The organism is Methylocystis iwaonis, assembly GCF_027925385.1.
Lineage (GTDB): Bacteria > Pseudomonadota > Alphaproteobacteria > Rhizobiales > Beijerinckiaceae > Methylocystis > Methylocystis iwaonis.
In genome coordinates, this window is the sequence record NZ_AP027142.1 from 25,454 (window position 1) to 51,801 (window position 26,348).

26 protein-coding genes are annotated in these 26,348 nt (G+C 64.2%); 6 read left to right on the forward strand and 20 right to left on the reverse strand.

Annotated features, from left to right (window positions below; all coding sequences use genetic code 11):
- Positions 1 to 48: 48 nt before the first annotated feature.
- The 4 genes from QMG84_RS00125 to QMG84_RS00140 form a co-directional block, all read right to left on the reverse strand.
- A complete protein-coding gene (locus QMG84_RS00125) occupies positions 49 to 1,602 on the reverse strand; it encodes a methyl-accepting chemotaxis protein (protein WP_281929582.1) in 1,554 nt (517 codons plus the stop codon).
- Positions 1,577 to 2,098 carry a PAS domain-containing protein gene (locus tag QMG84_RS00130; RefSeq protein ID WP_281929584.1) on the reverse strand — a complete coding sequence of 174 codons (522 nt, stop codon included), beginning with the start codon at positions 2,096 to 2,098 and terminating at the stop codon, positions 1,577 to 1,579. The genes QMG84_RS00125 and QMG84_RS00130 overlap by 26 nt, the downstream gene beginning before the upstream one ends.
- Before the next feature lie 594 nt (positions 2,099 to 2,692).
- A complete protein-coding gene (locus QMG84_RS00135; RefSeq protein WP_281929587.1) occupies positions 2,693 to 3,688 on the reverse strand; it encodes an aldo/keto reductase in 996 nt (331 codons plus the stop codon).
- 24 nt (positions 3,689 to 3,712) lie between these two features.
- Positions 3,713 to 4,765, reverse strand: coding sequence for an NAD(P)-dependent alcohol dehydrogenase (locus QMG84_RS00140; protein ID WP_281929589.1), 1,053 nt, complete (start codon positions 4,763 to 4,765; stop codon positions 3,713 to 3,715).
- A 114-nt stretch (positions 4,766 to 4,879) separates the two neighbouring features.
- Here QMG84_RS00140 and QMG84_RS00145 point away from each other — a divergent pair, with 114 nt between their 5' ends.
- Together QMG84_RS00145 and QMG84_RS00150 are read left to right on the forward strand one after the other, a co-directional pair.
- The gene (locus QMG84_RS00145; protein WP_281929590.1) at positions 4,880 to 5,776 is read left to right on the forward strand and encodes a LysR family transcriptional regulator; all 897 of its coding nucleotides are present in this window, start codon (positions 4,880 to 4,882) and stop codon (positions 5,774 to 5,776) included.
- 209 nt (positions 5,777 to 5,985) lie between these two features.
- On the forward strand, positions 5,986 to 6,330 hold the full coding sequence (locus QMG84_RS00150; RefSeq protein WP_281929591.1) for a hypothetical protein: 345 nt from the start codon (positions 5,986 to 5,988) through the stop codon (positions 6,328 to 6,330).
- Here QMG84_RS00150 and QMG84_RS00155 read toward each other — a convergent pair.
- From QMG84_RS00155 to QMG84_RS00165, 3 genes are read right to left on the reverse strand one after another with little or no spacing between them, the layout of a single operon-like run.
- A complete protein-coding gene (locus QMG84_RS00155; RefSeq protein ID WP_202071079.1) occupies positions 6,327 to 7,286 on the reverse strand; it encodes an Hsp33 family molecular chaperone in 960 nt (319 codons plus the stop codon). The genes QMG84_RS00150 and QMG84_RS00155 overlap by 4 nt on opposite strands.
- Positions 7,286 to 8,230: an ornithine carbamoyltransferase gene (gene argF / locus QMG84_RS00160; RefSeq protein WP_281932067.1), complete on the reverse strand. Its 945-nt coding sequence runs from the start codon at positions 8,228 to 8,230 to the stop codon at positions 7,286 to 7,288. Before argF ends, QMG84_RS00155 begins: the two co-directional genes overlap by 1 nt.
- Positions 8,230 to 9,426 (reverse strand): aspartate aminotransferase family protein, encoded by a 1,197-nt coding sequence (locus QMG84_RS00165; protein ID WP_281929593.1) that lies wholly within the window; start codon positions 9,424 to 9,426, stop codon positions 8,230 to 8,232. The genes argF and QMG84_RS00165 overlap by 1 nt, the downstream gene beginning before the upstream one ends.
- 441 nt (positions 9,427 to 9,867) lie before the next feature.
- Here QMG84_RS00165 and QMG84_RS00170 point away from each other — a divergent pair, with 441 nt between their 5' ends.
- The gene (locus QMG84_RS00170; RefSeq protein ID WP_281929595.1) at positions 9,868 to 10,413 is read left to right on the forward strand and encodes a GcrA family cell cycle regulator; all 546 of its coding nucleotides are present in this window, start codon (positions 9,868 to 9,870) and stop codon (positions 10,411 to 10,413) included.
- Between the two features lie 34 nt (positions 10,414 to 10,447).
- On the opposite strand, the gene phoB is transcribed toward QMG84_RS00170, so the two are convergent.
- From phoB to QMG84_RS00220, 10 genes are all read right to left on the reverse strand, one after another.
- Positions 10,448 to 11,197, reverse strand: a complete 750-nt coding sequence (gene phoB / locus QMG84_RS00175) for a phosphate regulon transcriptional regulator PhoB (RefSeq protein WP_202071076.1) — start codon at positions 11,195 to 11,197, stop codon at positions 10,448 to 10,450.
- Positions 11,190 to 11,909, reverse strand: a complete 720-nt coding sequence (gene phoU / locus QMG84_RS00180) for a phosphate signaling complex protein PhoU (protein WP_281929598.1) — start codon at positions 11,907 to 11,909, stop codon at positions 11,190 to 11,192. The genes phoB and phoU overlap by 8 nt, the downstream gene beginning before the upstream one ends.
- 21 nt (positions 11,910 to 11,930) lie before the next feature.
- Positions 11,931 to 12,713 carry a phosphate ABC transporter ATP-binding protein PstB gene (gene pstB, locus QMG84_RS00185; protein WP_202071074.1) on the reverse strand — a complete coding sequence of 261 codons (783 nt, stop codon included), beginning with the start codon at positions 12,711 to 12,713 and terminating at the stop codon, positions 11,931 to 11,933.
- Complete coding sequence (gene pstA / locus QMG84_RS00190) at positions 12,710 to 13,552, reverse strand: phosphate ABC transporter permease PstA (protein ID WP_281929600.1); 843 nt, start codon at positions 13,550 to 13,552, stop codon at positions 12,710 to 12,712. The genes pstB and pstA overlap by 4 nt, the downstream gene beginning before the upstream one ends.
- Positions 13,553 to 13,566: 14 nt before the next feature.
- Positions 13,567 to 14,556, reverse strand: a complete 990-nt coding sequence (pstC, locus tag QMG84_RS00195) for a phosphate ABC transporter permease subunit PstC (RefSeq protein WP_281929601.1) — start codon at positions 14,554 to 14,556, stop codon at positions 13,567 to 13,569.
- A gap of 130 nt (positions 14,557 to 14,686) precedes the next feature.
- Positions 14,687 to 15,730 (reverse strand): phosphate ABC transporter substrate-binding protein PstS, encoded by a 1,044-nt coding sequence (pstS, locus tag QMG84_RS00200; protein ID WP_434085967.1) that lies wholly within the window; start codon positions 15,728 to 15,730, stop codon positions 14,687 to 14,689.
- 149 nt (positions 15,731 to 15,879) lie between these two features.
- Positions 15,880 to 16,941 (reverse strand): ATP-binding protein, encoded by a 1,062-nt coding sequence (locus QMG84_RS00205; protein WP_281929602.1) that lies wholly within the window; start codon positions 16,939 to 16,941, stop codon positions 15,880 to 15,882.
- A gap of 24 nt (positions 16,942 to 16,965) precedes the next feature.
- Positions 16,966 to 18,027 (reverse strand): lysylphosphatidylglycerol synthase domain-containing protein, encoded by a 1,062-nt coding sequence (locus tag QMG84_RS00210; protein WP_281929603.1) that lies wholly within the window; start codon positions 18,025 to 18,027, stop codon positions 16,966 to 16,968.
- Positions 18,028 to 18,149: 122 nt separating this feature from the next.
- Positions 18,150 to 19,688: a Y-family DNA polymerase gene (locus QMG84_RS00215; RefSeq protein ID WP_281929604.1), complete on the reverse strand. Its 1,539-nt coding sequence runs from the start codon at positions 19,686 to 19,688 to the stop codon at positions 18,150 to 18,152.
- Positions 19,612 to 20,376, reverse strand: a complete 765-nt coding sequence (locus QMG84_RS00220; protein ID WP_281929605.1) for a hypothetical protein — start codon at positions 20,374 to 20,376, stop codon at positions 19,612 to 19,614. The genes QMG84_RS00215 and QMG84_RS00220 overlap by 77 nt, the downstream gene beginning before the upstream one ends.
- 400 nt (positions 20,377 to 20,776) lie before the next feature.
- Between QMG84_RS00220 and QMG84_RS00225 the strand changes: the two genes are divergently transcribed.
- From QMG84_RS00225 to QMG84_RS21355, 3 genes are all read left to right on the forward strand, one after another.
- The gene (locus tag QMG84_RS00225; RefSeq protein ID WP_202071066.1) at positions 20,777 to 21,007 is read left to right on the forward strand and encodes an FmdB family zinc ribbon protein; all 231 of its coding nucleotides are present in this window, start codon (positions 20,777 to 20,779) and stop codon (positions 21,005 to 21,007) included.
- Between the two features lie 183 nt (positions 21,008 to 21,190).
- The gene (locus QMG84_RS00230; RefSeq protein ID WP_281929607.1) at positions 21,191 to 21,988 is read left to right on the forward strand and encodes a class I SAM-dependent methyltransferase; all 798 of its coding nucleotides are present in this window, start codon (positions 21,191 to 21,193) and stop codon (positions 21,986 to 21,988) included.
- Between the two features lie 627 nt (positions 21,989 to 22,615).
- Entirely contained in the window at positions 22,616 to 22,876 is a 261-nt protein-coding gene (locus QMG84_RS21355; RefSeq protein ID WP_350356517.1) for an ABC transporter substrate-binding protein, read from the forward strand.
- A 66-nt stretch (positions 22,877 to 22,942) separates the two neighbouring features.
- Here the strand turns inward: QMG84_RS21355 and QMG84_RS00240 are convergent, their stop codons facing one another.
- The 3 genes from QMG84_RS00240 to QMG84_RS00250 form a co-directional block, all read right to left on the reverse strand.
- Positions 22,943 to 23,653 carry an RNA polymerase sigma factor gene (locus QMG84_RS00240; RefSeq protein WP_281929610.1) on the reverse strand — a complete coding sequence of 237 codons (711 nt, stop codon included), beginning with the start codon at positions 23,651 to 23,653 and terminating at the stop codon, positions 22,943 to 22,945.
- 505 nt (positions 23,654 to 24,158) lie between these two features.
- Complete coding sequence (locus QMG84_RS00245; RefSeq protein WP_281929612.1) at positions 24,159 to 24,521, reverse strand: site-specific integrase; 363 nt, start codon at positions 24,519 to 24,521, stop codon at positions 24,159 to 24,161.
- A gap of 303 nt (positions 24,522 to 24,824) precedes the next feature.
- Positions 24,825 to 26,348: an efflux transporter outer membrane subunit gene (locus tag QMG84_RS00250; RefSeq protein ID WP_281929614.1), complete on the reverse strand. Its 1,524-nt coding sequence runs from the start codon at positions 26,346 to 26,348 to the stop codon at positions 24,825 to 24,827.

Consider the following 26,348-nt stretch of genomic DNA (forward strand, 5'->3'; position numbering starts at 1 on the left):
AGCTCCTAACATCTCTTCCGGCCTCACTGCGTTGAGCTGACTGCGCCCTCAGAACTCCTCCCAGCCGCTCTCCTTCGCGTCGGCGGCGAGCTTTCGAACCGCGGCGCCGCCAGCCGATGCAACGTGCTTCAACGCGACGGTGGCTGATTTCCGCGCAGCGGAAGGGATCGACGCCCGCGCAGCGAGATTTTGCGTAACCTTGAAGTCTTGCACGGAACGAACAAGACCTTCGGTCTCCTGCAGAAGATTGTGGGTCGCCGCAGTGGTTTCCTCGACCATCGCGGCGTTCTTCTGAGTATCCTGATCCATCTGTCCGATTGCGATGTTGATCTGCTGGATCGCTGCGGACTGCTCGGAGGCGCCTGACGCCATTTCGGCGATGATCTGATTGACTCGCACCACTTCGGCGACAATGCGCTCGAGCGCCTTCCCGGTTTGCGTCACCCTTTCGACGCCCACGCGGACGTCGTCCGACGAGACCGAAATAAGTCCCCTTATCTCCTTCGCCGCTTCCGCCGATCTCTGCGCAAGCGCGCGAACCTCGGCGGCGACGACGGCGAACCCTCTGCCGGCGTCGCCCGCGCGCGCCGCTTCCACTCCCGCATTGAGCGCCAGAAGATTGGTCTGGAAGGCGATCTCGTCGATCACCCCGATGATTTGGGCGATGTCTTGTGACGACTTCTCGATGCGGCTCATCGTATCGATCGCGCCGCGGACAATCTCGTTGCTCTTTTCGGCCTCGGATTTGGCGTGCGACACGGTCTCCCGGGCCTGGCGTGCGCCCTCTGTGGTTTTGACGACGGTGTTCGATATCTCGTGGATCGCCGCGGCGGTTTCTTCAAGGCCAGCGGCGGCCTGCTCGGTGCGGCGCGCCAGATCATTCGCCGCGCTCGTGATTTCGCGCGTTGTCGAGCAGAGCATATCGGCGCCGCCGATGATACCCGTCAAAGCGCCTTCGAGCTGGCCAGCCGCTGCGTTGAAATCCTGCTCGAGACTGCGATATGTTCCGGGGAAATTTTGGAGCCGGGCCGTGAGATCCCCTTCGGCCAAGCTCTTCAATCCCTGTCCCAGCTCATCGACGATTTGCGTCTGCTCCGCCGCGGCCTTGGCCCGCGCCGCCTCGACGGCCGATTGCGCTTTCACTGAATCGTTGATGACCTCGGCGGCGTTGCGGAACGCGCCGTCCAGACCCTCCAGAAAGATGCGCCGGTAATAGACATTGCGACATACGGCTGCGAGACTTGCCGTCGCCTCGCGCACGAAAGCGTCGGAGCGGTCGATCATGTCGTTCACTTTGTGCTGCGCATCCGCTTCGCCGCCGATCTCTTGAATGTCAGTAATCCGCGCCTCGAAGTTCCCTTTGGCGGCCTCCCCGCAGACTGTCGCAATCTTGTTTATCACGCGCGCGTGCGCCCTGTCGTTCTTCACAAGCGCGATGAGCGAGAGGACGCCAAACGCCGCCGATGCGACGGCCCCGACATGTTCAAGCGTATATGCGCCGAAAAAACCGGCCAGCGCCGCGGACGCCGATGCGCTCGCCGCAGCGATAATGGCGGTCTTTCCTAGGGCGGAAGATTCAAAGCGAGAAAATAAGCGCGTCATAGGTCGTGTTCTTCGATTGGAGGAAGTTGACGACGAAGTCGAAGCCGGCGGCGAGCTGTTTCTGCCCGTTTTGGTGCTGCTGCTCTTCGCTCAGGATCGCGGCGTAGAGCGGGGTTATGACGTTCTCGACGACGTTGCGGTTGGGAACCCGACGGGTCGAGTGGAATCCGACAAGGTTTCGATTTTTGTCATAGGAAGGGGTGGCGTGCGCGAATACCCAATAGTAATCGCCGTCCTTGGTCATGTTCTTGACGTAGGCGAATATCTCGCGACCGTCGAAAAGCGTGTCCCACAAGAGCTTGAAGACCGCGCGTGGCATCTCGGGGTGGCGGACGATGCTGTGGGGCTGCCCCATGAGCTCGGCTTCGCTATAGCCCGCGATCTTGCAAAATGTTTCATTGGCGTAGGTGATACGCCCCTTGGTGTCGGTTTTGGAGACGATAATCTCGTCCGCCGGAAAGAAGACTTCCCTGTTAGTCGGCGTAATTCTCTTCATGGTTTTGCACGCTCGAGCACTACGAAAAACGCGGGGCCAGCCGGAGCCCTCATGCTGGCGTGCACGGCGGCCTCAAGGCTGCGACGAGAGGGGTAATGCCGGAGTGGAACCGGCCGGGGTCGTCGGCGTCATGCCTCAAATCTCGAAAGCGAACGAGAAAAGCGAACCGCCCGAAGAACATGCGTTGTTATTGGTTAAAGTCTGGTCATTGCGCAGAGTGTGCGGATAAGAGGCGCCCTGCGTCAAATTGACGTAGTCACTGGCTACGTCGAGTTCGAGGCTTCAGGCGAGGACGCAGCGGCGCCTCGCCCGGCGGCTGGTTTCCGGTTGAATAGCTCACATGGGGACTTGTCGTTCCCGGCAGGCTGAAAGCCCGACCGGGAATCCAGAGCCACAAAAGCGCTGGTTTGGCTCTGGATTCCCGATCGCTCGCTCAAGCGAGCGTCGGGAATGACACCGGCCCAATCAAGCGGACCTCGTAGGAGACGTCTGGGTCTAACCGATTTATTCTACCCATAATCGCTGATTGGTCAGGCGCGTTGAGGCTGCATGAGCAGCCTCAACGAAGCCACGCTGATCATATAGAGTGTGGCCTCAGCCGCCCGTCATCCGCTCCAGATGCTCCGGATAACGGTCTCCCTGCACGGGAATCTGCGCCGCCGCCGCGTCGATTTCTGCGAGATCGTCGGCCGTCAGCTCCAGTTCCGCCGCCGCGAGATTCTCCTCCAGGCGCGCGCGTTTCGTCGTGCCGGGGATCGGGACGATCCACGGCCTTTGCGCGAGGAGCCAGGCGAGGGCGATCTGCGCCGGCGTCGCATTTTTACGCGCCGCGACCGCGCGGATCAGCGCGATGAGGGCCTGGTTCGCCTGCAGCGCCCCGGCCTCGAAACGCGGCAGTCCGCTGCGCATATCCTTGGCGTCGAAGGTCGTGCTTGCGTCCATCTGCCCCGTGAGGAAGCCGCGCCCGAGCGGGCTGTAGGCGACGAGGCTGATGTCCAGCTCCTCTAGGATCGGGAGGATCTCCGCCTCCGGTTGTCGCCACCACAGCGAATATTCGTTCTGCAACGCCGTCACCGGCTGCACGGCATGCGCGCGGCGGATCGTCTGGACGCTCGCTTCCGACATACCGAAATGCCGGACCTTGCCCTGTGCGATGAGGTCCTTCACCGCGCCCGCCACATCCTCGATCGGCACATTGGGGTCGACGCGATGCTGGTAGAGAAGATCGATCGCCTCGATCCTGAGCCTTTTGAGCGACGCCTCGACGACGTCCCTAATATGCTCGGGGCGGCTGTCGAGACCGGTCCAGGGCCATTTGCCGTTGGGGTCGACGGCGAAGCCGAATTTCGTCGCGATTACTAAATCCGCGCGCAGCTCCGACAACGCCTCCCCGACAAGCTCCTCATTTGCAAAAGGGCCATAGATCTCGGCGGTGTCGAAGAAAGTCACGCCGCGCTCGACCGCCGTGCGGAGCAGCGCGATCATCTCGCGCTTATCTTTGGGCGCGCCATAGGCGCCGGTCATCCCCATGCAGCCGAGACCGATGGCCGAGACCTCCAGGCCGCTCGCGCCTAATTTGCGCTTTTGCATGTCTGCACTCCTCGAATTCGCGCCTTACGCCTTCAACGACGCCATGTCGATGACGAAGCGATATTTCACGTCGCTCTTCAGCATGCGCTCATACGCTTCGTTGATGTCCTGCATCTTGATCACTTCGACATCCGACACGACGCCGTGCTTTGCGCAGAAGTCGAAAAGCTCCTGCGTCTCCGCCATGCCGCCGATGAGCGAGCCTGCGACGGATCTGCGGCCCATGATCAAGGGAACCGTGCCGAGCGCGGGTTCGAGCCCGCCGAGATAGCCGACGAGCACCAGCGTCCCGTCGATGGCGAGCGTCGGCAGATAGGGATTGAGATCGTGAATGGAGGGCACGGTGTCGATGATGAGATCGAACTTGCCCGCGGCGCCCCCCATTTGCGCTTCATCTGTCGAGAGAATGATCTCGTCGGCGCCGAGCCGCTTGGCGTCCTCGCTCTTGCCGGGCGAACGGGTGAACAAAGCGACCCGCGCGCCGAGCGCCTTGGCGAGCTTGATCGCCATATGCCCGAGCCCGCCCAGGCCAATGACTGCGACCTTGCTCCCCGGGCCGACCTTCCAGTGGCGCAGCGGCGAATAGGTCGTGATCCCCGCGCAGAGCAGCGGCGCAGCGCCCGCGAGGTCGATTCCATCGGGGATCTTCACCACGAAGCGCTCTTTGACGACGATGCGGTCGGAGTAGCCCCCTTGCGTCGGCTGTCCGTTCTTGTCGAGCGCGTTGTAGGTGAAGGTCGGGACGCAGTTGCAAAATTGCTCCTGTCCCTGCTCGCAAGGCTCGCAAGTGAGGCATGAATCCACCATGCAGCCGACGCCCGCATGGTCGCCGACCTTGAAACGCGTGACCTGCGGCCCGACCGCCACGACCCGCCCGATGATCTCGTGGCCCGGCACCATTGGGTAGATCGAGTTGTTCCAGTCGTTGCGCGCCTGATGCAGGTCGGAGTGGCAGACGCCGCAGTAAAGGATCTCGATCGTCACATCGTCGGCGAGCGGGTCGCGCCGCTCGAAGTGGAACGGAACGAGCGGCGTGGTCGCCGAATGCGCGGCATAGCCGAAAGCTTTGATCGTCATCTGCGGGTCTTCTCCAACGGCGCGGGCGGGGACGCCTCTGCGCCGGAGATAACACCTGGACCGTCGCCTCATTAGGGAGCTATATCCGCATGCGCTTATGAATGAGGTTCATGAATGTTCCGGCAGAACGCCCATGATCTTTTCGGCTTCGTCGCCGTCGCCTCGGAGCGCAGCTTCACGAAAGCGGCGGCGAAGCTCGGCGTCTCGCAATCGGCGCTGAGCCATGGGGTGCGCGGGCTCGAGGAGCGCCTGGGCGTGCGTCTACTCGCGCGCACGACGCGCAGCGTGGCGCTGACGGCGGCCGGCGAGCGCCTGCTCGACGCCCTGGGGCCGCGTTTCGACGAGATCAATCTGGAACTCGCGGGCTTGAGCGACTTGCGCGACAAGCCCGCGGGCGCGATCCGCATCACGGCCAGCGAGCACGCCGCCGAAACCATCCTGTGGCCGGCGCTCGCCAAGCTCGTGGCCGGCTATCCCGACATCAAGATCGAGATCGCCGTCGAGCAGGCGCTGACCGATATTGTCGCGGAGCGTTTCGACGCGGGCGTGCGCTTCGGCGAGCAGGTGGCCAAGGACATGATCGCGGTGCGCATCGGGCCGGACGCGCGCATGGCGGTCGTCGGCGCGCCGTCCTATTTCGCGCGGCGCAAACGGCCGAAAAGCCCGCAGGAGCTGACCGAGCACATCTGCATCAATCTGCGCCTGCCGACCTATGGGGGTTTCTACGCCTGGGAGTTCGAGAAGGGCGGGCGCGAGGTGAAGGCGCGCGTCGACGGTCAGCTCGCCTTCAACAGCCTGCGGCTGATCCTCGACGCGGCGCGTGCGGGCTACGGACTGGGCTATCTCCCAGAAGATATGGTCGAGGCGCCGCTTGCGCGCGGCGAACTGATCCGGGTGCTCGCCGATTGGCTCCCGCCCTTTCCGGGCTATCACCTCTATTACCCGAGCCGGCGCCAGCCTACGCCGGCCTTCGCCTTGGTGGTGGAGGCGTTGCGTTACCATGGCGGTTAGGAAAAATTGGCGTGGTCGCCTTCCGATTTGTCTGAGCGCTTCCACTTGGTCGAATGCCAGCAGCTAAGTTTCTCTCAAAGTCAAAACGCTGGAATGAAATTTTCTTTAGAATTCGCTTTGAAGAGCGATGCTGCGCTGCGCAATTACATTTTTGTCGTTATGTGCTTTTAAGGAGGCGTCACTGCATTTTTTTCATCAGGAGCGCTTTGATGTCCGCATTTACGTTCGAATATTCTCGAGGAGGCGAGACGCCGCTTCTCGCCGAGAAAATCGAGATTTCGGACCGCGCGGCGATCTGGCGCCATGTCGAGACGCTGGCTTTGCGCTTTCCAGAGTGCCCCGGCGCCCTCATCCGGGTGCGCGACGAGTGCGGGCAGGTCGTGGTGCGGGCCGGCGTCGCCACGGCTCTCGCGGCGATCGAGCAATGTCCCTGCGGCTGCTGTGAGCTGAAGGAGACGGCGCGGGGCGAGAGAAAAGTCGATGATCTGAGGCGCTCGTCTTGCACGAACTCCGGCGCCTGCCCTTGCGAGGCGCATTCGGCGCCGAAAAACTAATCGAAATCCGCCGGATCGAAGCTTCTGAAGGTCGCGCAGAATTCGCAGGTGACGCCGATGCGCCCGTCGTCGCCGACCATGTCGGCGCGCTCCTGCGGCGTGAAGCTTTTCAGCAGCCGCTCGATGCGCTCGGTCGAGCAGCGGCAGAATTCTTCGAGCGCGCGCTCGTTGAACACTTTCACGCCACGCTCATGAAACAGCCGATAGAGCAGCCGCTCGCCGGAGAGCGAGGGGTCGACGAGTTCGTGGTCTTCGAGCGTCCCGGCGAGCGCCTGACCCTCCATCCAGGCGTCGTCCTGCTCTTCTAAAGCAATCTCGCCATCGTCGGGCGCGTCGCCCGGCGCCAGATCGCGCACGCGCGCGCCGGCCACAGGCAGATATTGCAGCAATAATCCGCCCGCCCGCCAGCTTCGGCCCTGCGGCGTCACCACTTCCGCGACGGCGAGGCGCACGAAAGAGGGAATTTGCTCGGACTGGCGGAAATAAGTGTGCGCCGCCTCGGCCAGGCTCTCGCCTTCAAGCGGCACAACGCCCTGATAGCGCGCGGCGTCTTCCTCTCGTTCGATCGTCAAGGCGAGATGCCCACGCCCCAGCAGCGCCGCCGGCGCGGGGTCGGTGATCTCGCTGAGGCGCGCGGCGTCGAAGCGGGCGAAGCCGCGCAGCTTGCCCGGCGCGTCATAGTCGACGACCAGCATATCGACCGGGCCGTCGCTGCGCGTCTGCAACTGGAAACGGCCATGCGACTCCAGGATCGAGCCGAGCAAGGCCGCAAGCGCGATGGCTTCGCCGAGCAGGCGCGCCACCTGCGGCGGATAGTCATAGTGATCGAGGATCGCGTCGACCGTCGGCCCGAGACGCACGAGACGCCCGCGCAGATCGAGCGCCTCGACGGCGAAAGGCGTCACGCGATCGTCGCGCGCCTCTTTCGATACCGGCCGGCTCGGCGCCTCCTGCATCAATAAATTCCCGGCGCGAGGCACCAGGCGAGCACGCCCTTCTGGGCGTGGAGGCGGTTCTCGGCCTCGTCGAAAACAACCGATTGCGGTCCGTCCATGACCTCGTCTGTCACTTCCTCGCCGCGATGGGCCGGCAGACAATGCATGAAGATGGCGTCCTTGGCGGCGGCGCGCATGAGTTTGGCGTCGACCTGATATGGCGCAAGAACCCTGCGACGGAAGTCCTCGTCTTCATCGCCCATGGAGACCCAGCAATCCGTGATGACGGCCTGCGCGCCGGCGACCGCAGCGTAAGCGTCGGCCGTGACGTTCATCGCGCAGCCATTGGCCTTGGCCCAATCGAGGAGGGCTTGCGGCGGCGCGAGCTCGGGCGGGGTCGCGACATTGATGGTAAAGCCGAAGCGCGCGGCGGCGTGCACCCAGCTCGCCAGCACATTGTTCGAGTCGCCGACCCAGGCGACCGTGCTGCCGTCGATGCGGCCGAGGCGCTCCTCGAAGGTCAGCAGATCGGCCATGATCTGGCAGGGATGCGAGAGCTTGGTCAGCCCGTTGATGACTGGCACGCTCGCGTGGCGGGCAAGCTCGGTCAAATCTTCATGCGACAAAATGCGGATCATCACCGCATCGACGAAGCGCGACAGCACGCGCGCCGTATCGGCGATGGTCTCGCCGCGGCCGAGCTGCATCTCGCCGCCGGTGAGCATGATCGTCTCGCCGCCGAGATCGCGCATGGCGATATCGAACGAGACGCGCGTGCGCGTCGACGGCTTGTCGAAAACCATCGCCAGATATTTGCCGGCGAGCGGGCGCTCTACGGGCGGCACGCCCTTCACGCGCTTGGCTTTGAGGGTTTTGGCAAGCTCGAGGATCTGGCGCAGCTCTGGGCCGGGAAGATCGCAGATATCCAGAAAATGACGCGGCCGCGTCATGGTGTGCGCGGTCATCATGCCGCCCCCAATTGCTCGGCTTTCGCGGCGAAACGCGCGCAGGCCCGATCGAGGCGGTCAAATGCCTCCGATATATGGCTCTCGTCGATAATGAGCGGCGGGAGCAGGCGAACGACATTGTCTCCGGCGATGGGAAGGAGGAGCCCTTCCGCGCGCGCGGCGGCGGCGAATTCCCCATTGGGAACGCGCGTCTTGACGCCGAACATGAGCCCTTCGCCGCGAATGGCCTCGATCACGCGCGGATGGCGGTCGTGCAGCTCGGCGAGGCGCTGGCGAAGATGGCCGCCCAAGGCGGCGACGCGCGCCAGAAAGCCCTCGGCGAGAACCACGTCCAGCACGGCGGCGCCCACTGTGGTCGCGAGCGGATTGCCGCCGAAGGTCGAGCCATGCGTGCCGAGCGTCATGCCTTTGGCCGCCTCTCGCGTGGCGAGGCAAGCGCCGAGCGGGAAGCCGCCGCCGAGCCCCTTGGCGAGCGCGACAATATCGGGCGTGACGCCGGAGTGCTCGCAGGCCAGGAATTTTCCGGTGCGGCCGACGCCGCATTGAACTTCGTCCAGCACCAGCAGCAGGCCGCGCGCGTCGCACAAAGCGCGAAGCTTGCGCAGGAACTCATGCGGGAAGACGCGCAGACCGCCCTCGCCTTGCACGGGTTCGAGCAGCACGCCCGCGGTTTCCTCGGTGATGGCGGCTTCGACGGCTGCGAGATCATCGAAGGGGACTTGGTCGAAGCCGTCGAGCGGCGGGCCAAAGCCGTCGAGATATTTCGGATTGCCGCCGGCGGCGATGGTCGCGAGCGTGCGCCCGTGAAAGGCGCCCTCGAAGGTAATCAGGCGGTAGCGTTCCGGCTGGCCATTCGCCGCATGATATTTGCGGGCGGTTTTGATGGCGCATTCCACGGCTTCGGCGCCGGAATTCACGAAGAAGACCGTTTCGGCGAAAGTGGCGGCGACAAGGCGCTCCGCGAGACGCTCGGCCTCGGGGATGCGGAAGAGATTGGAGACGTGCCAGGGCTTTTCAGCGGCGGCCTTGAGTGTTTCGACGAGATGCGGATGGTCATGGCCAAGCGACAGCACAGCGACTCCTGAAGCGAAATCCAGGTAGCGGTCGCCATTCTCCGCGAACAGCCATGCGCCTTCGCCCCGCGTAAAGGCGACGTCGGCGCGCGCATAAGTCGGATAGAGCGCAGATGTCAAAATTATGCTCCAAGCCAACAGATCCGCCGTTTGGCGGTCGGGCCAAAAAACAAAGCGCCGCCCTTTCGGGGCGGCAGTTTGAGAAGGCGATTTTATGCGGGCGCGCTGTTTCGGTCAAATCCTAACGTCGCAGCCAACTTGGCTGGCGCGCCAGAGGCGTTTTTTCGTTCCAACTCCGGCGCGGAGTGAGTCGTCGCGGCAACACTCTGCGCACAATGCGCTCAGAAAGGCTGTGCAGAACGCGCCCTTTGGCTTGCCAGCGACTCTTGCCCGTGATTCAAAGGTTTTGTTAAGTTTTTCCCGCCGGCGCGGTAGCGTTGTTTCCGCCTGGCGTCCCTCGAGTTTCGATGCGCGCGACGTCGCCGCTGGTTCGCTCCGGCGCAGCGAGGGCGGGTGGATTCTGTCCGGTTGCGCGCTCAAACCGGCCGCTTGGAGGTCAAAATGTCTTGGACCGATGAACGCGTCGAGCTGTTGCGTAAGCTTTGGAGCGACGGTCTCAGCGCGAGTCAGGTCGCAGCGGAGCTTGGTCCCGGCATCACGCGCAATGCGGTGATCGGCAAGATTCACCGTCTTGGCCTCGCCGAGCGCGCCAAGACGGCCAGCGCGCCGCGACCCCGCGCCGCAAAGCCGGCGTCGCGCCAGGCGGCGGTTTCCGCCCCCGTGGCGGCGGCGCCGCGCGTCGGCGGGCACGCCGTGCACGGCAATGTCGCCCTCGCCTTCGCGCCCGAGACGGTCGTGGTGGCGCGCGTGACGCCGGATACGGACGTCGTCGTCCCGATGTCCGAGCGCGTGACGATCATGGAGCTGCGCGAGTCGATGTGCCGCTGGCCGATGGGCGATCCGACGTCGCCCGAGTTCCGCTTTTGCGGCGGCAAATCCCCGATCGGCGGCGGGCCCTATTGCGCGCATCACGCCCGTATCGCCTATCAGCCGGCGCAGGATCGCCGTCGCGCGCGCGATCAGCTCAGGGCGCCGCGTTACGCTTGATAAAGCGCGGGCGCGCGATCGGCTGCGGCCGACGTCACTCCCGGCCGAAGGTCTCGTCGAAGGAATAGCCGGAGCCGCGCACGGTGCGGATCGGGTCTTTTTCGCGGCCGCGGATGAGCGCCTTGCGAAGCCGTCCGACATGCACGTCGACCGTGCGCTCGTCGATCTCCGCCGACATGCCCCAGACGCTGTCGAGGAGCTGGGCGCGGGTGAAGACGCGGCCGGGCTTCTCCATGAAATATTCGAGCAGCCGGAACTCGGTCGGGCCCAGATGGATTTCCCGGCCCGAGCGGCGCACGCGGCGCGTCTCGCGGTCGAGGTCGATGTCGCCCAGCGTCAGCTTGGAGGCGACGCGCTCCGGCCGGGCGCGGCGCAGCAAAGCGCGCACGCGCGCCATCAGCTCCGGCGTCGAGAACGGCTTCACCACATAGTCGTCGGCGCCGACAGAAAGCCCGCGCACGCGCTCGGCCTCCTCGCCGCGCGCCGTCAACATGATGATCGGCATGTCGCGGGCGGTGTCGCGCGCGCGCAGGCGCCGGCAGATTTCGAGGCCCGAGACGCCCGGCAGCATCCAGTCGAGCAGCATCAGGTCGGGCGGCGACTCCGCGATGCGCAGCTCGGCTTCGTCGCCATTATCGACGTGCTCGACCTGATAGCCTTCGGCCTCCAGATTATAAACCAGCAGAGTCGCGAGCGGGACCTCGTCCTCGACGACGAGAATCCTCGGGGCGCGGTCGCTCTTGCCGTCGCGGGCGCCGGTCGGCGCGGTGGTCGCGTCACTCATGCGATGCGTCGCCCCCTGCGCCCAGAACGCCCGGCCGCGCCTTGGGGCGCTCGAGCGGCATGGATTCGCCTGTCACGAGATAGACGACAGTCTCGGCGATGTTGGTCGTGTGATCGCCAATGCGCTCGAGATTCTTCGAGCAGAACAGAAGATGCGTGCAGAAGGAGATGTTGCGCGGATCTTCCATCATGAAGGTGAGAAGATCGCGAAACACCGAGTCTTCCAGCGCGTCGAGATCGGCGTCGTTCATCCAGACGGTGCGGGCGCGCTCCTCGTCGCGCAGCGCATAGGCGTCGAGCGCGTCCTTGAGCTGCGTGGCGGCGATTTCGTGCATCGACTTCAGGCCGACGATGGCGCGCGGCAGACGCGCCTCGGAGGCGATTTTGAGCGTGCGCTTGGCGATGTTCTTGGCGAGGTCGCCGATCCGTTCGATGTCGCCGGAGATGCGGATCGCGGCGATGCATTCGCGCAGATCGATCGCCAGCGGTTGCCGCCGCGCGATCGTCATGACGGCGCTTTCTTCGATCTCGCGCTGAAGCGTGTCGAGCCGCGCGTCGCTTGCGACGACTCGCTTGGCCAGTTCGACGTCGAGGTTGGACAGCGCGTCCATCGCCTCGGCCAGCATTTTTTCGGCAACGCCGCCCATCTCGGAGATGCGACGTCCCAGCGACTCGAGGTCGCGGTCATAGGACTTGACGGTATGGTCGGTCATCGCTCGTTCCTTAAATGAGCTTCAGCCGAAGCGGCCGGTGATGTAATCCTGCGTGCGCTTTTCTCTCGGCCGGTTGAAGACGTCGTCCGTGTCGCCGAATTCGATGAGCTCGCCCAGATACATGAATGCGGTGTAGTCGGAGACGCGCACCGCCTGTTGCATATTATGGGTCACGATCGCGATCGTGTATCTCGTCGAGAGCTCCTCGATCAGCTCTTCGACCTTCGCCGTCGAGATCGGGTCCAGCGCGGAGCAGGGCTCGTCGAAGAGCATGACCTCGGGTTGGACGGCGACGCTGCGGGCGATGCACAGGCGCTGCTGCTGGCCGCCGGAAAGGCCGAGCCCGCTCGCCTGCAGCTTGTCCTTGACTTCGTCCCAGAGCGCCGCGCCGCGCAGCGCCTCCTCGACGCGGACATCCATATCGGCGCGCGACAATTTCTCGTAGAGGCGGATGCCGAAGGCGACGTTCTCGTAGATCGACATCGGGAAGGGCGTCGGCTTCTGGAAGATCATGCCGACGCGGGCGCGCAAGGCGTTGAGGTCGATCGCCGGATCGAGGATGTTCTCGCCGTCGAGCAGCACCTCGCCTTCCGCGCGCTGGCCCGGATAAAGGTCGTACATCCGGTTCAGCACGCGCAGCAACGTGGATTTGCCGCAGCCCGACGGGCCGATGAAGGCGGTCACCTTATGGGTGTGCAGCGACAAGGACACGGATTTCAGCGCGCGGGTGGCGCCGTAGTAGAAATCGAGGCTGCGAACCGAGATCTTGGTCGCGGACTGGTTCACCTGAGCGAGGGCGTTCATTTCGATTTTCTCCGGCCGGCGCTCAGCGCGCGGGCTGTGATCGACAGGGCGAGAACGGCGAAGGTGATCAACAGGGCGCCCGTCCAGGCAAGCTGCTGCCAATCTTTGTAAGGGGACAGGGCGAACTGGAAGATGACGACCGGCAGGCTCGCCATCGGCGCGTTGAGGTCGCTGCTCCAGAACTGGTTGTTGAGCGCGGTGAAGAGCAGCGGCGCGGTTTCGCCAGAGACGCGCGCCACCGCGAGCAGAATGCCCGTGACGAGACCCGCCTTGGCGGCGCGATAGGCCACTTTGCCGATGACGAGGGCGCGCGGCGCGCCGAGCGCGCTCGCGGCTTCGCGCATCGAGCCCGGCACCAGCAGCAGCATGTCCTCGGTTGTGCGCAGAACCACCGGGATGACGAGCAGCGCGAGGGCGACCGCGCCGGAGATGCCGGAGAAGTGCCCCATCGGCCCGACGAGCAGCGTGTAGACGAAGAGGCCGATGACGATCGACGGCGCGCTGAGCAGGATGTCGTTGATGAAGCGCACGACGATGGTCAGCTTCGAGTAGCGGCCGTATTCCGCCATATAGGTGCCGGCGAGCATGCCGAGCGGCGCGCCGATGGCGACGCCGATGATGGTCATGACGAGCGAGCCGGCGATGGCGTTCAGCAGGCCGCCCTGGCTGCCGGGCGGCGGCGTCATCTGGGTGAAGACGGCGGGAGAAAGTCCGCGAAGCCCTTCGTAGAGAAGCGCGGCGAGGATCAGCAGCAGCCAGGTCAGGCCGAAGATCGCGGCCCCCCAGGCGAGGCTGGTCGCCATCGAATTGCGCCGGCGGCGCGTGGCGTAGAGCGACATGGGCGCGGGGCTCCTTAAGCCGACTTCCGCTCGATGCGCATCAGCATGTAACGCGCGATCGCCAGAACGATGAAGGTGATGACGAAGAGGATCAGGCCGAGTTCGATGAGCGCGGACGTGTAAATGTCGCCGACGGCCTCGGTGAATTCATTGGCGATGGTCGCGGAGATGGTGGTTCCCGGCGCGAGCAGCGACGGCGAGATTTTATGGGCGTTGCCGATGACGAAGGTGACCGCCATCGTTTCGCCGAGCGCGCGGCCGAGGCCCAGCATGACGCCGCCGATGACGCCGACGCGCGTGTAGGGCAGAACCACATAGCGCATCAATTCCCATGTCGTGCAGCCCACGCCGATCGCCGCTTCCTTGAGGACCGGCGGCACGGTTTCGAAGACGTCGCGCGAGATGGAGGCGATGAAGGGCAGCACCATGATGGCGAGAATGAAGCCGGCTGTCAGCATGCCGATGCCATAGGGCGGACCGGCGAAGATCGAGGACAGCACGGGCACGTCGCCAAAGAGCGAGATCAGGCCGGGCTGCACATGGGTCTGCACGAAAGGCGCGAAGACGAAGAGGCCCCAGATGCCGTAGATGATCGAGGGGATGCCGGCCAGAAGCTCGATGGCGACGCCGATCGGCCGGCGCAGCGCATGGGGGCAGAGCTCGGTCAGGAAGGTTGCGATGCCGATGCCGACGGGCACGGCGATGAGCATGGCGATGACCGAGGTTACGATCGTGCCGAAGATCGCCGGCAAGGCGCCGAAATTATCGGTGACGGGGTTCCACGCCTGCGAGAACAGGAAACCCGGGCCGAAAGCCCTGATCGCCGGCAGCGAGCCGTGAACGAGCGAGACGATGACCCCGCCGAGGATGATGAGCACGATAACCGCGGCGGCGCGCGTCACCTGGAAAAAAATCCAGTCGAGCAACGCAATGCTCGAAAGCGCCTTAGTGCGGTCGACGACCGCTGGACGCGGCGCAGCGCTCTCCATTGCTAGCTCCGACATATTGCCCGCTCCATTCGATCCGCGTTGGGTGGGTTCGCTCGTCGTCATCGGTTACTCCTGACGCCGGTTCTCTCGAACCGGCGTCCATGGTCGCTGGCGGCTCATCATTGAGCCGCCGTTGATGCGCGGCTCAGTGCGCGAGCGGCTTGCCGTCCGCGCCCTTCACATTCGCCCAGCTCTTCTTGATCAGCTCGACGACCGGCTTCGGCATCGGGATATAGTCCAGCTCCTCGGCGGCCTTGGCGCCATTGGCGAAGGCCCAGCCGAAGAATTTCAGGGCTTCCGAAGCCGCAGCCTCGTCCTTCGAGTCCTTCGGGAGGAGGATGAAGGTCGCAGCCGAGATCGGCCAGGACTTGGCGCCCGGCTCATTGGTGATGATCTGGAAGAAGCCCGGGGACTTCGCCCAATCCGCGCTGGCGGCGGCGGCCTGGAAGCTTTCGACGCCCGGCGCGACGACCTTGCCGGCGGCGTTGATCATCTTGGTGTGGGTGAGCTTGTTCTGCTTGGCGTAGGCATATTCGACATAGCCGATCGCGCCCTTGGTGTTGGCGACGTTGTTGGCCACGCCTTCATTGCCCTTGGCGCCGATGCCGGCCGGCCATTCGACCGCCGAGTTCTCGCCGACCTTGGACTTCCAGTCCTCGGAGACCTTCGAGAGATAGTTGGTGAAGTTGAAGGTCGTGCCCGATCCGTCCGAACGATGGACGACGACGATCGGGGTCGAGCCGAGCTTCGCCTTCGGGTTGAGCTTCTTGATCGCGGCGTCATCCCAGCTCGTGATCTGGCCAAGATAGATTTTCGCGATGGTCGCGCCGTCGAGGACGAGCTCGCCCGGCGTGACGCCGTCGAGATTGACGACCGGGACGATGCCGCCGATGACCTGCGGCCACTGGATGAGATTGGCGGCGTCGAGGTCTTCCGGCTTCAGCGGCTGGTCGGAGGCGCCGAAGGTCACGGTGCGGGCCTTGATCTGCTTGATGCCGCCGCCGGAGCCGATCGACTGATAGTTGAGGCCGTTGCCGGTGTCTTTCTTATAGGTCTCCGCCCATTTGGCGTAAATCGGATAAGGGAAGGTCGCGCCTGCGCCGGAGATATCCAGCGCGAGCGCCGCGCCGGCCATGGTCGCGAGCGCCACCGTCGCGACGGCGGCGCGCTTGAAGAAGTTGGAGATCATTCGATGATCGCTTTCAGCTCGAGAATATTACACGAGAGGCGCGGAGCGCCTGTCACGCCCTAGTCCTTTAGCGGCCAGGCAAGAGAGTTTTGTGATAGTTTTATTACAGTACGATGACATAAGAATTTCATATAAAAACAGCATTTTAGTCACTTTCCTTGAGCTTGGTCGATTGCCGGAAGCGTCACACGGAAGAGCGACCCCTCGCCCAAAGCGGACTCTATGCCGAGCCGTCCGCGATGGCGCAGCACAATATGTTTGACGATCGCGAGGCCAAGCCCGGTGCCGCCTTTCGCGCGACTCTTGCCGGCGTCGACCCGGTAGAAGCGTTCGGTCAAGCGCGGAATATGCTCCTGCGCCACGCCGGGGCCATGATCGCGCACCGAGAAGACGGCGGTCACGCCTTTGCGGGCCAGCGAAATTTCGACCGGCTCCGGCCCGTTTTCGCTTTGGCCGTATTTCAGCGCGTTTTCGATGAGGTTCTCGGCGATCCGCGCGAGCTCGTCGCGGTCGCCGGGGACGATGACATTAGGCTCGAGGTCGAGCGCCAGCGGAATGTTGTTTTCTTCCGCCATCGGCGTCAGCGTGTCGACGATATGCGCGACAAGCATGGTGAGATCGACCGCTTCCGCCGGCCGCACATGCATATGCTGCTCGATGCGCGAGAGCGACAGCAGATCGTCGACGAGGCGCGCCATGCGTTGCGCCTGCTCGCGCATGATGCTCAGAAATTTGTCGCGCGCGGCCGGATCGTTTTTCGCCGGACCCTGAAGCGTTTCGACAAAGCCGAGAAGAGAGGCGAGCGGCGTGCGCAATTCATGGCTGGCGTTGGCCACGAAATCGACGCGCATGCGTTCGACGCGATGCGCTTCCGTCAAGTCGCGCATACTGATCATGGCGGCGGTCGCGTAGCCGGGGAAGCGAATGGGCGCGATATGCGCCTCGAACCAGCGCTCGAGAGGAAGACGCTCCACCCATGAGGCTTTCTCGGCGTTTCCGCCGGCGAGCACGCGCATGGCGGCGTCGAGCATGTCCGGCGAACGCAGGCTACGCGACAAAGGTTCGCCGATGCGCAATGTCGGCGCAAGGACGCGGGCCGCCGCATTGAAGGCGAGCGCGTGAGTCTCCGCGTCGATGACGAAGACGGGCTCCGCCAGCGCGTCGATCACGGGGCCGAGCATGTCCTCGGCGGGCCATTTGAGGTGCGCCATGTGAAAATCGCTTCCGGCTGAACGTCAGGTCCGTTCTTCGATGATGCGCGCCACGGCGTCGCGCAATGCGCCCCAGCGGCGCGCGCCCTCATCGGCGCCGAGCGTGGCGAGCGCGACGATGAAGGGCAGGAAATAATAGACGACGCGGAAAAGCAGCAGCGAGGCGAGAACGCTCTCCTGCGATGCGCCCGGCAGCGCATGCAACATCGTGGCCTCGAAGACGCCGATGCCGCCCGGCGCATGGCTGACGACGCCGAGAATGCAGGCGAGGACATAGACGGCGAGGAAAGCCGTATAATCGAGGTCGACGCCTGCCGGCAGCAGCATGTAGAGCACGGCCGAGGCGGCGCAGAGATCGGCGACGCCGACGGCGAGCTGCTCGACGGTCGATCCCACGCCCGGCATTTCCAGCACATGGCCGCGCAGGCGGATGCGCCGCGGCTCGAGCGCCACCCAGGCGCCATAGCCGGCGACGGTCGCGAGGATGAGGACGCCGATCGCTGTGTGCAGCGGGGTGGGCAGGCGATCGAGCGCGGCGAGCGAGCCAGCCGCCTTCACCAGCGTGAAGCCGACGACCGCCGTCATGCCAAGCCAGAATGTGACGCCGGTGATCACCGTGAGATTGGCGACCTGCAGCGCGGTCATTCCGACGCGCGAATAAATCCAGTAGCGCACGGCCGCGCCGGTGACGATCGGAAAGCCGAGATTGAAGGAGATGGCGTAGCTCGCAAAGGAGGCGAGCGCCGTCACGCGATAGGGCGACGTATGGCGGATCTGGCGAAGCGCCGAGACGTCATAGCCGGTGAGCGCGACGTAAGAGAGGACCGTGAAGAAAAGGGCGGCGAGAATCTGACCGCCGCTCGTCGCCGTCAGCGCCTCGGCGACGTCGGCGAAGCGGACATGCGAAAGGGTGTTGGCGAGGATATAGGCGGCGATCCCGAAGAGCGCGAGGCTGGCGAGGACGCCGAAAACATGGCTCGCCCCATGCGGAAGGCGCTCCTGCAGCGACTCGAAGAAATTCTTGCGCCGGACGACGGCCGGCAGGCCGGAGTGAGACGAAATGGCGAGGTCCTCGTCTTGTTGCATCTACCGCTCGTTGGAAGTGGGGCCGGTTCGCCACACGAGCGCCGGCCAAAGACTTCGTCCTGAAAAGATGACGTCAGAATGACGGGCAACCGCCTTTTAGCTTGGCGCTCGCGCCGGTCGAGTCAAGACAGGCCATGCACGAACCAGCGGGGAGCGTCCGTCTCCCGCCCGTAAAGCCCCTCGCGGAAGAGCCAGAACAATTGGCCGTTTTTATCCTGTGCGTGGAAATAATCCCGGGTAAATTGCTGCGGCGCATCGCCCCACCAGGGCGCCGCGATGCGCTCCGGCCCCTCGAAAGCGACGATTTCCCGCAGAACCCGCCGCCAGCGGAATTTGAGCGGCGGGCCGTCGGGAAAGAGCGCGATGGCCTCGATGGGCTCCGGACGCTCGAAAAGCCGCAGCGGCCGCATCGGGCTTTCCGCGCATTTTTCTGAATGGGGCAGAGGCGCGCCGAAGGCGGCCGGAACGGCGGCCACGGCGAATTCCGGCAGATGCGCGGCCTCCGGGTGAAGCCGCAGCACGCGGCGCAGGCCGAGCCGCGCGCCGAGCCGGTCGAGAAGATCGCCGAGGTCTTCGTCGCTTCCGCCGCCGCGCGGCGGGGCGACGAAGGCCGTCTGCGGGGCCGCCGCGCTCTCGACCTCGGTCGCCGCAAGTTGCAGCACGTCGAAGCCATAGCCGGTGTCGAGCCCCTCCTCCGCCACCGCCGACAGGCGTTCGGCGAGGAGGGCGGCGAGGCGGGCGGGGTCGCGCAGCGGCCGGCTGGTTCCGGCCGCGATGCGTTTCACCGCGCCGTCGACGCGATAGAAAACCGCCTCCAACCGCCGCGCGCCGACGCCGGCGCGTTCGAGCATGGGGCACAGATCCGCGGCGAGGCGCGTCAGCGTCGCCGCGAGATCCTCCTGCCGGGTCAGCCCGTCGGGAAAGCGCCGCTCGGCGATGAAGGCCGGCGCCTCGAAGCGCGGCGTGATGGGGTCGCGGATGCGGCAGGTGAGCGCGTCGAGCCGCGTCAGCGCCTGGGCGCCGAAACGCGCGGCAAGGGGCGCGCGGGGCCGCTCGAGGAGATCGCCAATGTCGCGCAGACCGGCGCGGCGCATGCCGGCGAGGGCTTCCGCTTCGAGACCCAGCGCGTCGATCGGGAAAGAAGCGGCGAGACGGTCGAGCTCTTCCTGCCGCGCCTGCGCGGCGACGAGGCGGGTGTCGGAAAAACGCGCCAGCGCCCGGGCGAGGGCCGGGCCCGGCGCGATGGCGGCGCGGGCGGTAAAGCCCAAAGCGCGCAGCCGGCTTTCGATGTCGCCGAGAAGCGCCGCCTCGCCGCCGAAAAGATGCGCGGCGCCGGTCACGTCGAGCAGCAGGCCGTCGGGCGGATCGGGCGCGGCGAGCGGGGTGAAGCGGCGGCCCCAGTCGGCGAGCCCCGTAACGAGCGCGGCGTCGGCTTTCGGGTTGGCCTCGGCAAGCGCCAGCGCCGGGCAGCGGGCGCGGGCGTCGGCAACCGCCATGCCGGGCGCGAGGCCGCGCTTTTGCGCCCGCGCGTCGACGGCGGTCAGGCGCTCCGCCCCCTTCACGCGGGCGTAGAGGGCGAAGGCCTCAGGCGCGACGCCGCGACGGCGCCGCAACAGGCGGTCGGTCGCGAGCCTCGGCAGGAAAACGCTCAGGAAACGCATGACGAAACGCTACTCTTTCAGGATCGAAGGCGATGTCGCGCCATTGCGCCGGGTCGATCTCGCCCGGCGCGCCGAGAAGGCCGGCGCGGGCTTTGAGGACCCGCCGCCGCCACAGGAAGGGCGCCAGGGGAGAAAGCGGCGGGCGCGCCGCGGGGAGCGCAGACGAAGGGACCGGCGCAGATTTGGCGGCGATCTCGACGCGCAATTCGGCGGCGCTGGAGACGCGTCCGGCCGGCGCCCCCTGCGGCGCAAGAACGCCCAGCGCGCCGCCGCGCCTTGCGGCGAGCAGCAGGCGGCGCGAAGCGGCGAGGTCATAGAGGCGGGCGTCGAGAAAAGCCTCGGTGACGACCGCCGCGCAGCCCGGGCTTTTCAACGCCTCCTCCATGGCCCAGAGCGCCTCGCGCGGCCGGCGGACCCTGACGAGCGCGACGCGGGAAAGATCGACGCCCGCCGCCATGAGGCCGCGCCCATAGGGCAGGCCGAATTCGCGCGCGCTCATATCCTCGATGATGAAGACGAGCGCGCCGCCGCCGCGCGCCGCCTGCGCCCGCAACGCCATGGCGAAGGCGAAGGCCGCCGCAGCGGGCGCGTCCGGCGGGCGGGCGGAGAAAATCTCGCTCAGGCCGCCGCGACGGGCGGCGAAAAGCGGCTCCAGAAAATCATCGTCATTGCGAGCGCAGCGAAGCACTCCAGGGCCGCGATGAGGCTCTGGATTGCTTCGTCGCTGACGCTCCTCGCAATGACGGGGGGAGTCGCGCGCCGCCGTTGCATCCCGCGCCTCGATGGCGGCGATGCGGCGGCGCAAAAAGAGGATGCGTTCCGAAACGCCGCTCTGCGACATCGGTCCAAAAGCCCTGATCTGGAGAGAGCGCCCCTCGGCGCGTGTTCGATATTTGTTCTCACCCGAGGAAGAGTCAAGCCGGATTCTAAGATCAGGGCAGACTATTGGAGCCATGCGCCCGATGGTTTGTCGGAAAAGCGACATTGCGCGTCGTCCATCCCAGAGCCCATTGGGCTTTCTAATCTTTTCGCGTCAGGAACAGGTTTTGCTTGCCTTGCGCCCGTATGTATTCCCTGCGAGGACCGACATGCCCCTTTACGCCTATGCCTGCAACGACTGCGAGGCCGAGTTCGAGCTTCTGGTGCGCGCTTCCGACACCCCGCAATGTCCCGCCTGTGGGTCCGCCAAATTGACGCAGCAGGTGTCGCGCATCTGCAATGAAATCAAATATCCGGCCATCGCCCGCTCGTGGCGCCGCCGCGCGGCGGCCGAGGGCGATCTCTCCAATTTCAGCAAGGCCGAGCGCGGGAAGCTGTAAGAGGGGCTCTTTCGCCCCTTCGCCGACCGGCCTCGGACAACGGCCGCCCTGTCCGGCAACGAACCCTTGCGCGCTGAAAGCCGCTGAAAAACAGTGATCTTGCGCAGGGGGAGCGCTCAGCCTATCCCACTGTTGCGGTCAAGCGTTCGAGAGAGGAACGCGGCCCAGCGGAGGAGGCCAAGCATGAGCGCAAAGGGTTACGACGGGGACATTCCGCAGAACTACGATCGCGGGCTCGGCTCTGTTCTATTCCTGCCTTACGCCGAAGAGGCGGCGCGGCGCATCGCTGCGTTGGAGCCGCAGGACGTTCTGGAGGTCGCCGCGGGCTCCGGCGTCGCGACCCGCGCGCTGCGCGACCGGCTTCCCTCGACGGCGAAACTGACCGCGACCGACATCAGCGCGGACATGCTCACAATCGCCCGCTCCAAAATCGGCGACGGCGAGCAGGTGAGGTTCGAGATCGTCGACGCCTGCGCGCTTCCCTATCTGGACGCGAGCTTTGACGCCATTGTCGGCCAGTTCGGCTATATGTTCTTTCCGGAAAAGCAAAAGGCGATGCGAGAAGCCTGGCGCGCGCTCAGGCCGAACGGCCGCTACGCGCTGACCGTATGGGACGCCGAGCAATATAATCCCTGGGCGAGCCTCTGCCTCGAGGTCTTGAGAGGGTTTTTCCCCGAGAACCCGCCGCAATGGATGCGCGAGCCGGTTTCCTGCGGGGCGATCGACCCCATAAAGGAAAATCTCCTCGCCAGCGGCTTCGAAAACATCTCTGTCTCTGTGCTGAAACGGGCGCGTGACATCGACGCCCTCGCATTCGCGCACGGCATCGTCTTCGGCAGTCCGGTTTTCGACGAAATCCGCGAGCGCGGCGGCGTCGAGCCGGAAACCGTCATGCAGGCCTATGCGGGGACCCTCACCCGCGCTGTCGGGCGCAGTATGCCGATGCAAGCGATCATGTTCGAGGCGCAAAAGCCCGCCTGACCGGCTCTCAGTTCGTTGACAAACTTCCGAGGCGGCCTCGTCGAGACGGACGCTTCGCGCCCTCCTCAGACCGCCGGCATGGCCGGATATGCCCGCAACGCCGACGCGAATACGTCTTCCATAAGGCTTCTCTCCTTTTAGGGCGTCAGCATGGCCTTGCCGACGCAGCTCGCGCCTTTCGCCATGAGCAGCAGGACCATCTCGCAGGACGGCGCCGACGCGGTAATCGATGAGAGGCGGCAAGAAAGCGTCGCGAGGTTACGCGATCATGCCTGACTTTGGCGTTGCGGCGAGCCTGGACCATTTTCGAAGGCATTTGCCGTCTATGTTTTGTCCAATACGCGAGAAACCTTTCGCGGCTAAGGCGCAAGCCGCGAGCTTTGCATCGCGCGGTCCACACGACCTTGCAGCCACCGAAACAGAGAATGAATTTCCATAAGTCGCGACTATGCAACACATAAATAAAACAGAGATTGCGATGAGGATTTTCTTCGCGATAGTTCGTTCCCAGTCGCGAGGGAGCGCGTGATGATTTGTCGTCGATATTTCAATCGAGCGGTCGTCGCGTCCGCTCTCGCCCTGCCCGGCGTCGCACGGTCGGAATCTTCCGTGCTGCGCCTCGGAACTATGCGTCTGAATAGCGCCGCGCCGTTTTTTGTCGCGTCCGACAAAGGCTTCTTCGAGGACGAAGGTTTGAAGGTTCAAATTGAATACTTCGACGCCGCCGCTCAATTGCCCGTCGCCGCCGTCGCAAATTCGATCGACGTCGGCATGACCGCCTTCACCGCCGCTTATTTCAACCTCGCCGCAAAAGGGAAAGCGAATGCGAACCACGAACGCCATCGAACGGGCGGTTCCGCGAAGCGCGCCGAAGAACCCGCCACATGATGGGCGCCTTTCAGGACAAGTCCAGCTTGTACCGCATCCTTTTCGCGGTCATCACCTACAAAAAAATCACAAGACGTCCGCTGCTCTTTCTCGCTGACCCAAACAATTTGACGTTATCCAAGCTTGATCATTTCGTCGTTGTGATCTCGCATACCGCAATGCGCCACACCGATTGCGCCGTTCGATATTTCGATCCCAGTTTCCAATAGCCTCCACTACGAATACGAACTTCTGTTGTAGGATTGGACTGAGATTTGAGTTTTTCTTCTGCGTCGCGGGCCCGTCAAGGACCGAATAGAGGTGTTTAGTCGCCAAACCAATGTCCCTGTTCACCGTCCTGACGGAAATTCCCAATTTCGCTGCGATTTCGGCATTGTCTAGTTCGTAGACCCGACTGAGAAGAAAAATATCGCGACAACGACCAGAAAGTCGGGACAATTCCGTGAGAACGGCGTTAAGCGCGAGCCAATCGTCGAAGGGTGTGTCGCTCGTCATATTAATTGTAGAGCATTCGTCAACCCCATCGGCTTCCACCAGAAAAGCGGCGCGTGTTCGCGCCTTGCGCAACCAGTCAACAGCGATATTCAACCCAATACGAAAAAGATAACTACGTGGGTCGGCTACGGTCTCGCGCCGTTCCATTTCGAGTAAGCGGAGGAACGCCTCTTGCGCAACGTCTTCCGAGTCCTGGTGGTTCATTTTCCGCCGAGTTACTCGACACAGAGATTTATGTTCAACTCGAAACAGGGTTTCAATCGCCGCATTAGAGAGCCGCATTCAAGCCTCCCATAAATTTGGAGCGCTAAAAACAGTTAAAAAGCCGATCTGCTGCACCAAGTTCAGTTCCGACTCAATCCATCGTCGCCGAGGACCGCTTCAGAACCGTGGGCGCAGAACTACATTCGCCAGCACGATCGTGCGGGACAAGCGAATGAAGAACACCACCGCGAGACGATCCGCATCGAAATCGCGAGTGATCAGGCGCTGATGGTGCAGATATGAAAAAATGCAATGTTAGGATTGGACGGGCGGCGCGCGGGGTTGGTGAGGCGATGAACTCGAATAATAGCGCCCAATAGGGAGTGACGCATTTAGCGTATGCGTGCGCGCTTCAAGCTGCGTGCGCGTCGTGAACCCGCGCGAGATCGGACCTTGGAAAAGTGATGAGCACGAACAAGAGGTAAGGCAACAAACGCCATCAAATCGGCATGCGCTGTCGGAAGCCAACAGCGGCTCTTTTAGATTGCTGGTAGAGCATATTACGTCCTGAATACCCTGCTCGTTACGAGCTACGAACGGATTGGCAGACCCCAGCCCCAAAAAAGCAGACTGGGCCAATACCAGAAACACAATGAAAATCGTACGAAACATGAGAGAATGCCGCCGCGCAGTCCTCAACCAAATCTTTCCTATCTCCAAATAGGCTAGAACGCAACCGCGGGTCCATTTCACACCACGTCACGCGCCCCTGGCCGCCTTTAACGATCTCGACGTCGATCAACATCCGCGTGCTGTCGATCGAGGCGACCTTCAGACGCGTGATTTCTCTGACACGCAAACCTGCCACATAAGCGGTCGCCCGCGCGACGCGGTTGCGTAGTCCGTCAACCGCTTCCAGGAAGCGCACGACTTCCTCGGCGCTCATGACCGCGGCAAGCCTCTCAGGCTCGCGGCCGAAAACAATCCTTTCGATCGCCTCCTTCGTCCCACGGCGCCGTGTGAAGAACCGCTGGGCGCATGTGACTTGGTTGGCGTGCCTCAGGAATGCTTCTGGGCGACGAGATGAAGGATGAGGCCGATAGGCGGGGACTTTCCTCCATCCGGATCGAGAACCGGCGCGGTCGTTCCCGCAGGCGCCGGTCCGCTCCACAATGCCTGCCAGTTTGGCTTCCTGGCCGCTCGGCGTCCGACACAAGCCTGCCGAGGGTGCGGCGGCGACGAGGAGAGACTACGGCCAGGGTCCCTTTTCGGCTTCGTAGACTGCGTTCGCCTGCGCGATTTCGACGTCGCGGGTTGTTGGCGACCAACCGCCGCCCAGCGCCTGATAGACGCCGGTCGCAGCCCGGAAGCGCGCCAGACGTGCCTGCGCAAGGCGATCCTGGCTCTGGAAGAGCGAGGTCTGCGTTATGGCGAGCGTGACGGTGTCGATGGTCCCCTCGCGCAGCCGCGCCAACGCTGTTGCATAGGCGCGGCGCCAGGCCGTGACTGAATCGGCCTGCAGCATTACCTGACGCTCCGTCTCGCGCGCGGCGACGAGCGCGTTCTCGACATCCGTCAAGGCTGAGAGAATCTGCTTGCGGTAAAGGGTCGCGAGCTCCTGATATCTGCCTTTCTGCAACTCATATTGTCCCTGCAAGGCGTAGCCGTCGAATAGAGGTTGCGCCAGTTCCGACCCGAATTGCCAGGCGACGGCCTCGGGCCGCAGCACGTTTTTCAGAAGCGCGCTTTGCAAGCCATAGAGTCCGGTGAGAGTGATCGAAGGAAAAAACGCGGCGCGCGCGCGAAGCACGGAAAATTCCTGCGAGGCGAGTCTTGCTTCCGCCAGCGCAATATCCGGACGGCGCAGCAACACTTCCGACGGCAAGCCGGGCGCGACAGCCGGAACAGCGAGCTTCGCCAGCGATCCGCCCTCGAGCAGCAAGTCCTCGGGCGCGCGGCCGAGCAGCACCGCAAGGAGGTTTTCCGTCTGCTGCAAATTTTGCTCGAGCGGCGGAATCGAGGCGCGTTGATCCGCGAGGATCGCCTGCTGCTGCGCGACGTCCATCCCCGTCGCCGTGCCGACGCCGAACCGCAGCTTGATCGTCTCGAACACCTCGGTTGCGATCAGGACATTGTCGCGGGCGATGCGGAGACGGTCGCGCGCCGCCAGAGTCTGAAAATAGGCGTTCAGCACCGCGGCGATCGTCGTAATTTCCACGACGTCGCGGTCGAAGCGGCTGGCGTTGGCGAGAAGCCGCGCGGCGCTGGAAGCGTCCTGAATCTTGCCCCAAAAATCGATCTCATAGCTTGCGGTCAGACCAAGCTGAAAGAAGCCGAAGCTGACAGCCTGGAAATCAGAAGTGGCGAGGACGTCGGAACTCGCGGGCGTCAGTCCACCCGCGCCGGATGTGGGGACCAGGACCGTTCCCGGGGTGCGGTTCGTCTGGGCGATGTTATTCACCGATAGAGACGGCCGCAGCGCCGCGCTCGACACCCTCGCCTGCGCGTCGGCCTGCTCTATCCGGGCGACCGCCGCGCCGATGTCGAGATTTTGATCGAGCGCCTGGTCGACGAATCCGGTCAGTTCCCTTGATCGGAAGAGCGCCGCGAAGTCGCGCGCAGCGCGCAGCGGCGGCGCGGAACGTGGTCTGGCTGCGCGAAATCGTTCGGGCGGCGGCGCGCCAAGACCCGGCTTCTCCCAGTCGAGATTGCAGCCGCTTCCGGCGAACGCCGACAGCATCGCGACCAGCAGCGTGGGAAGCCGCAATCTCAT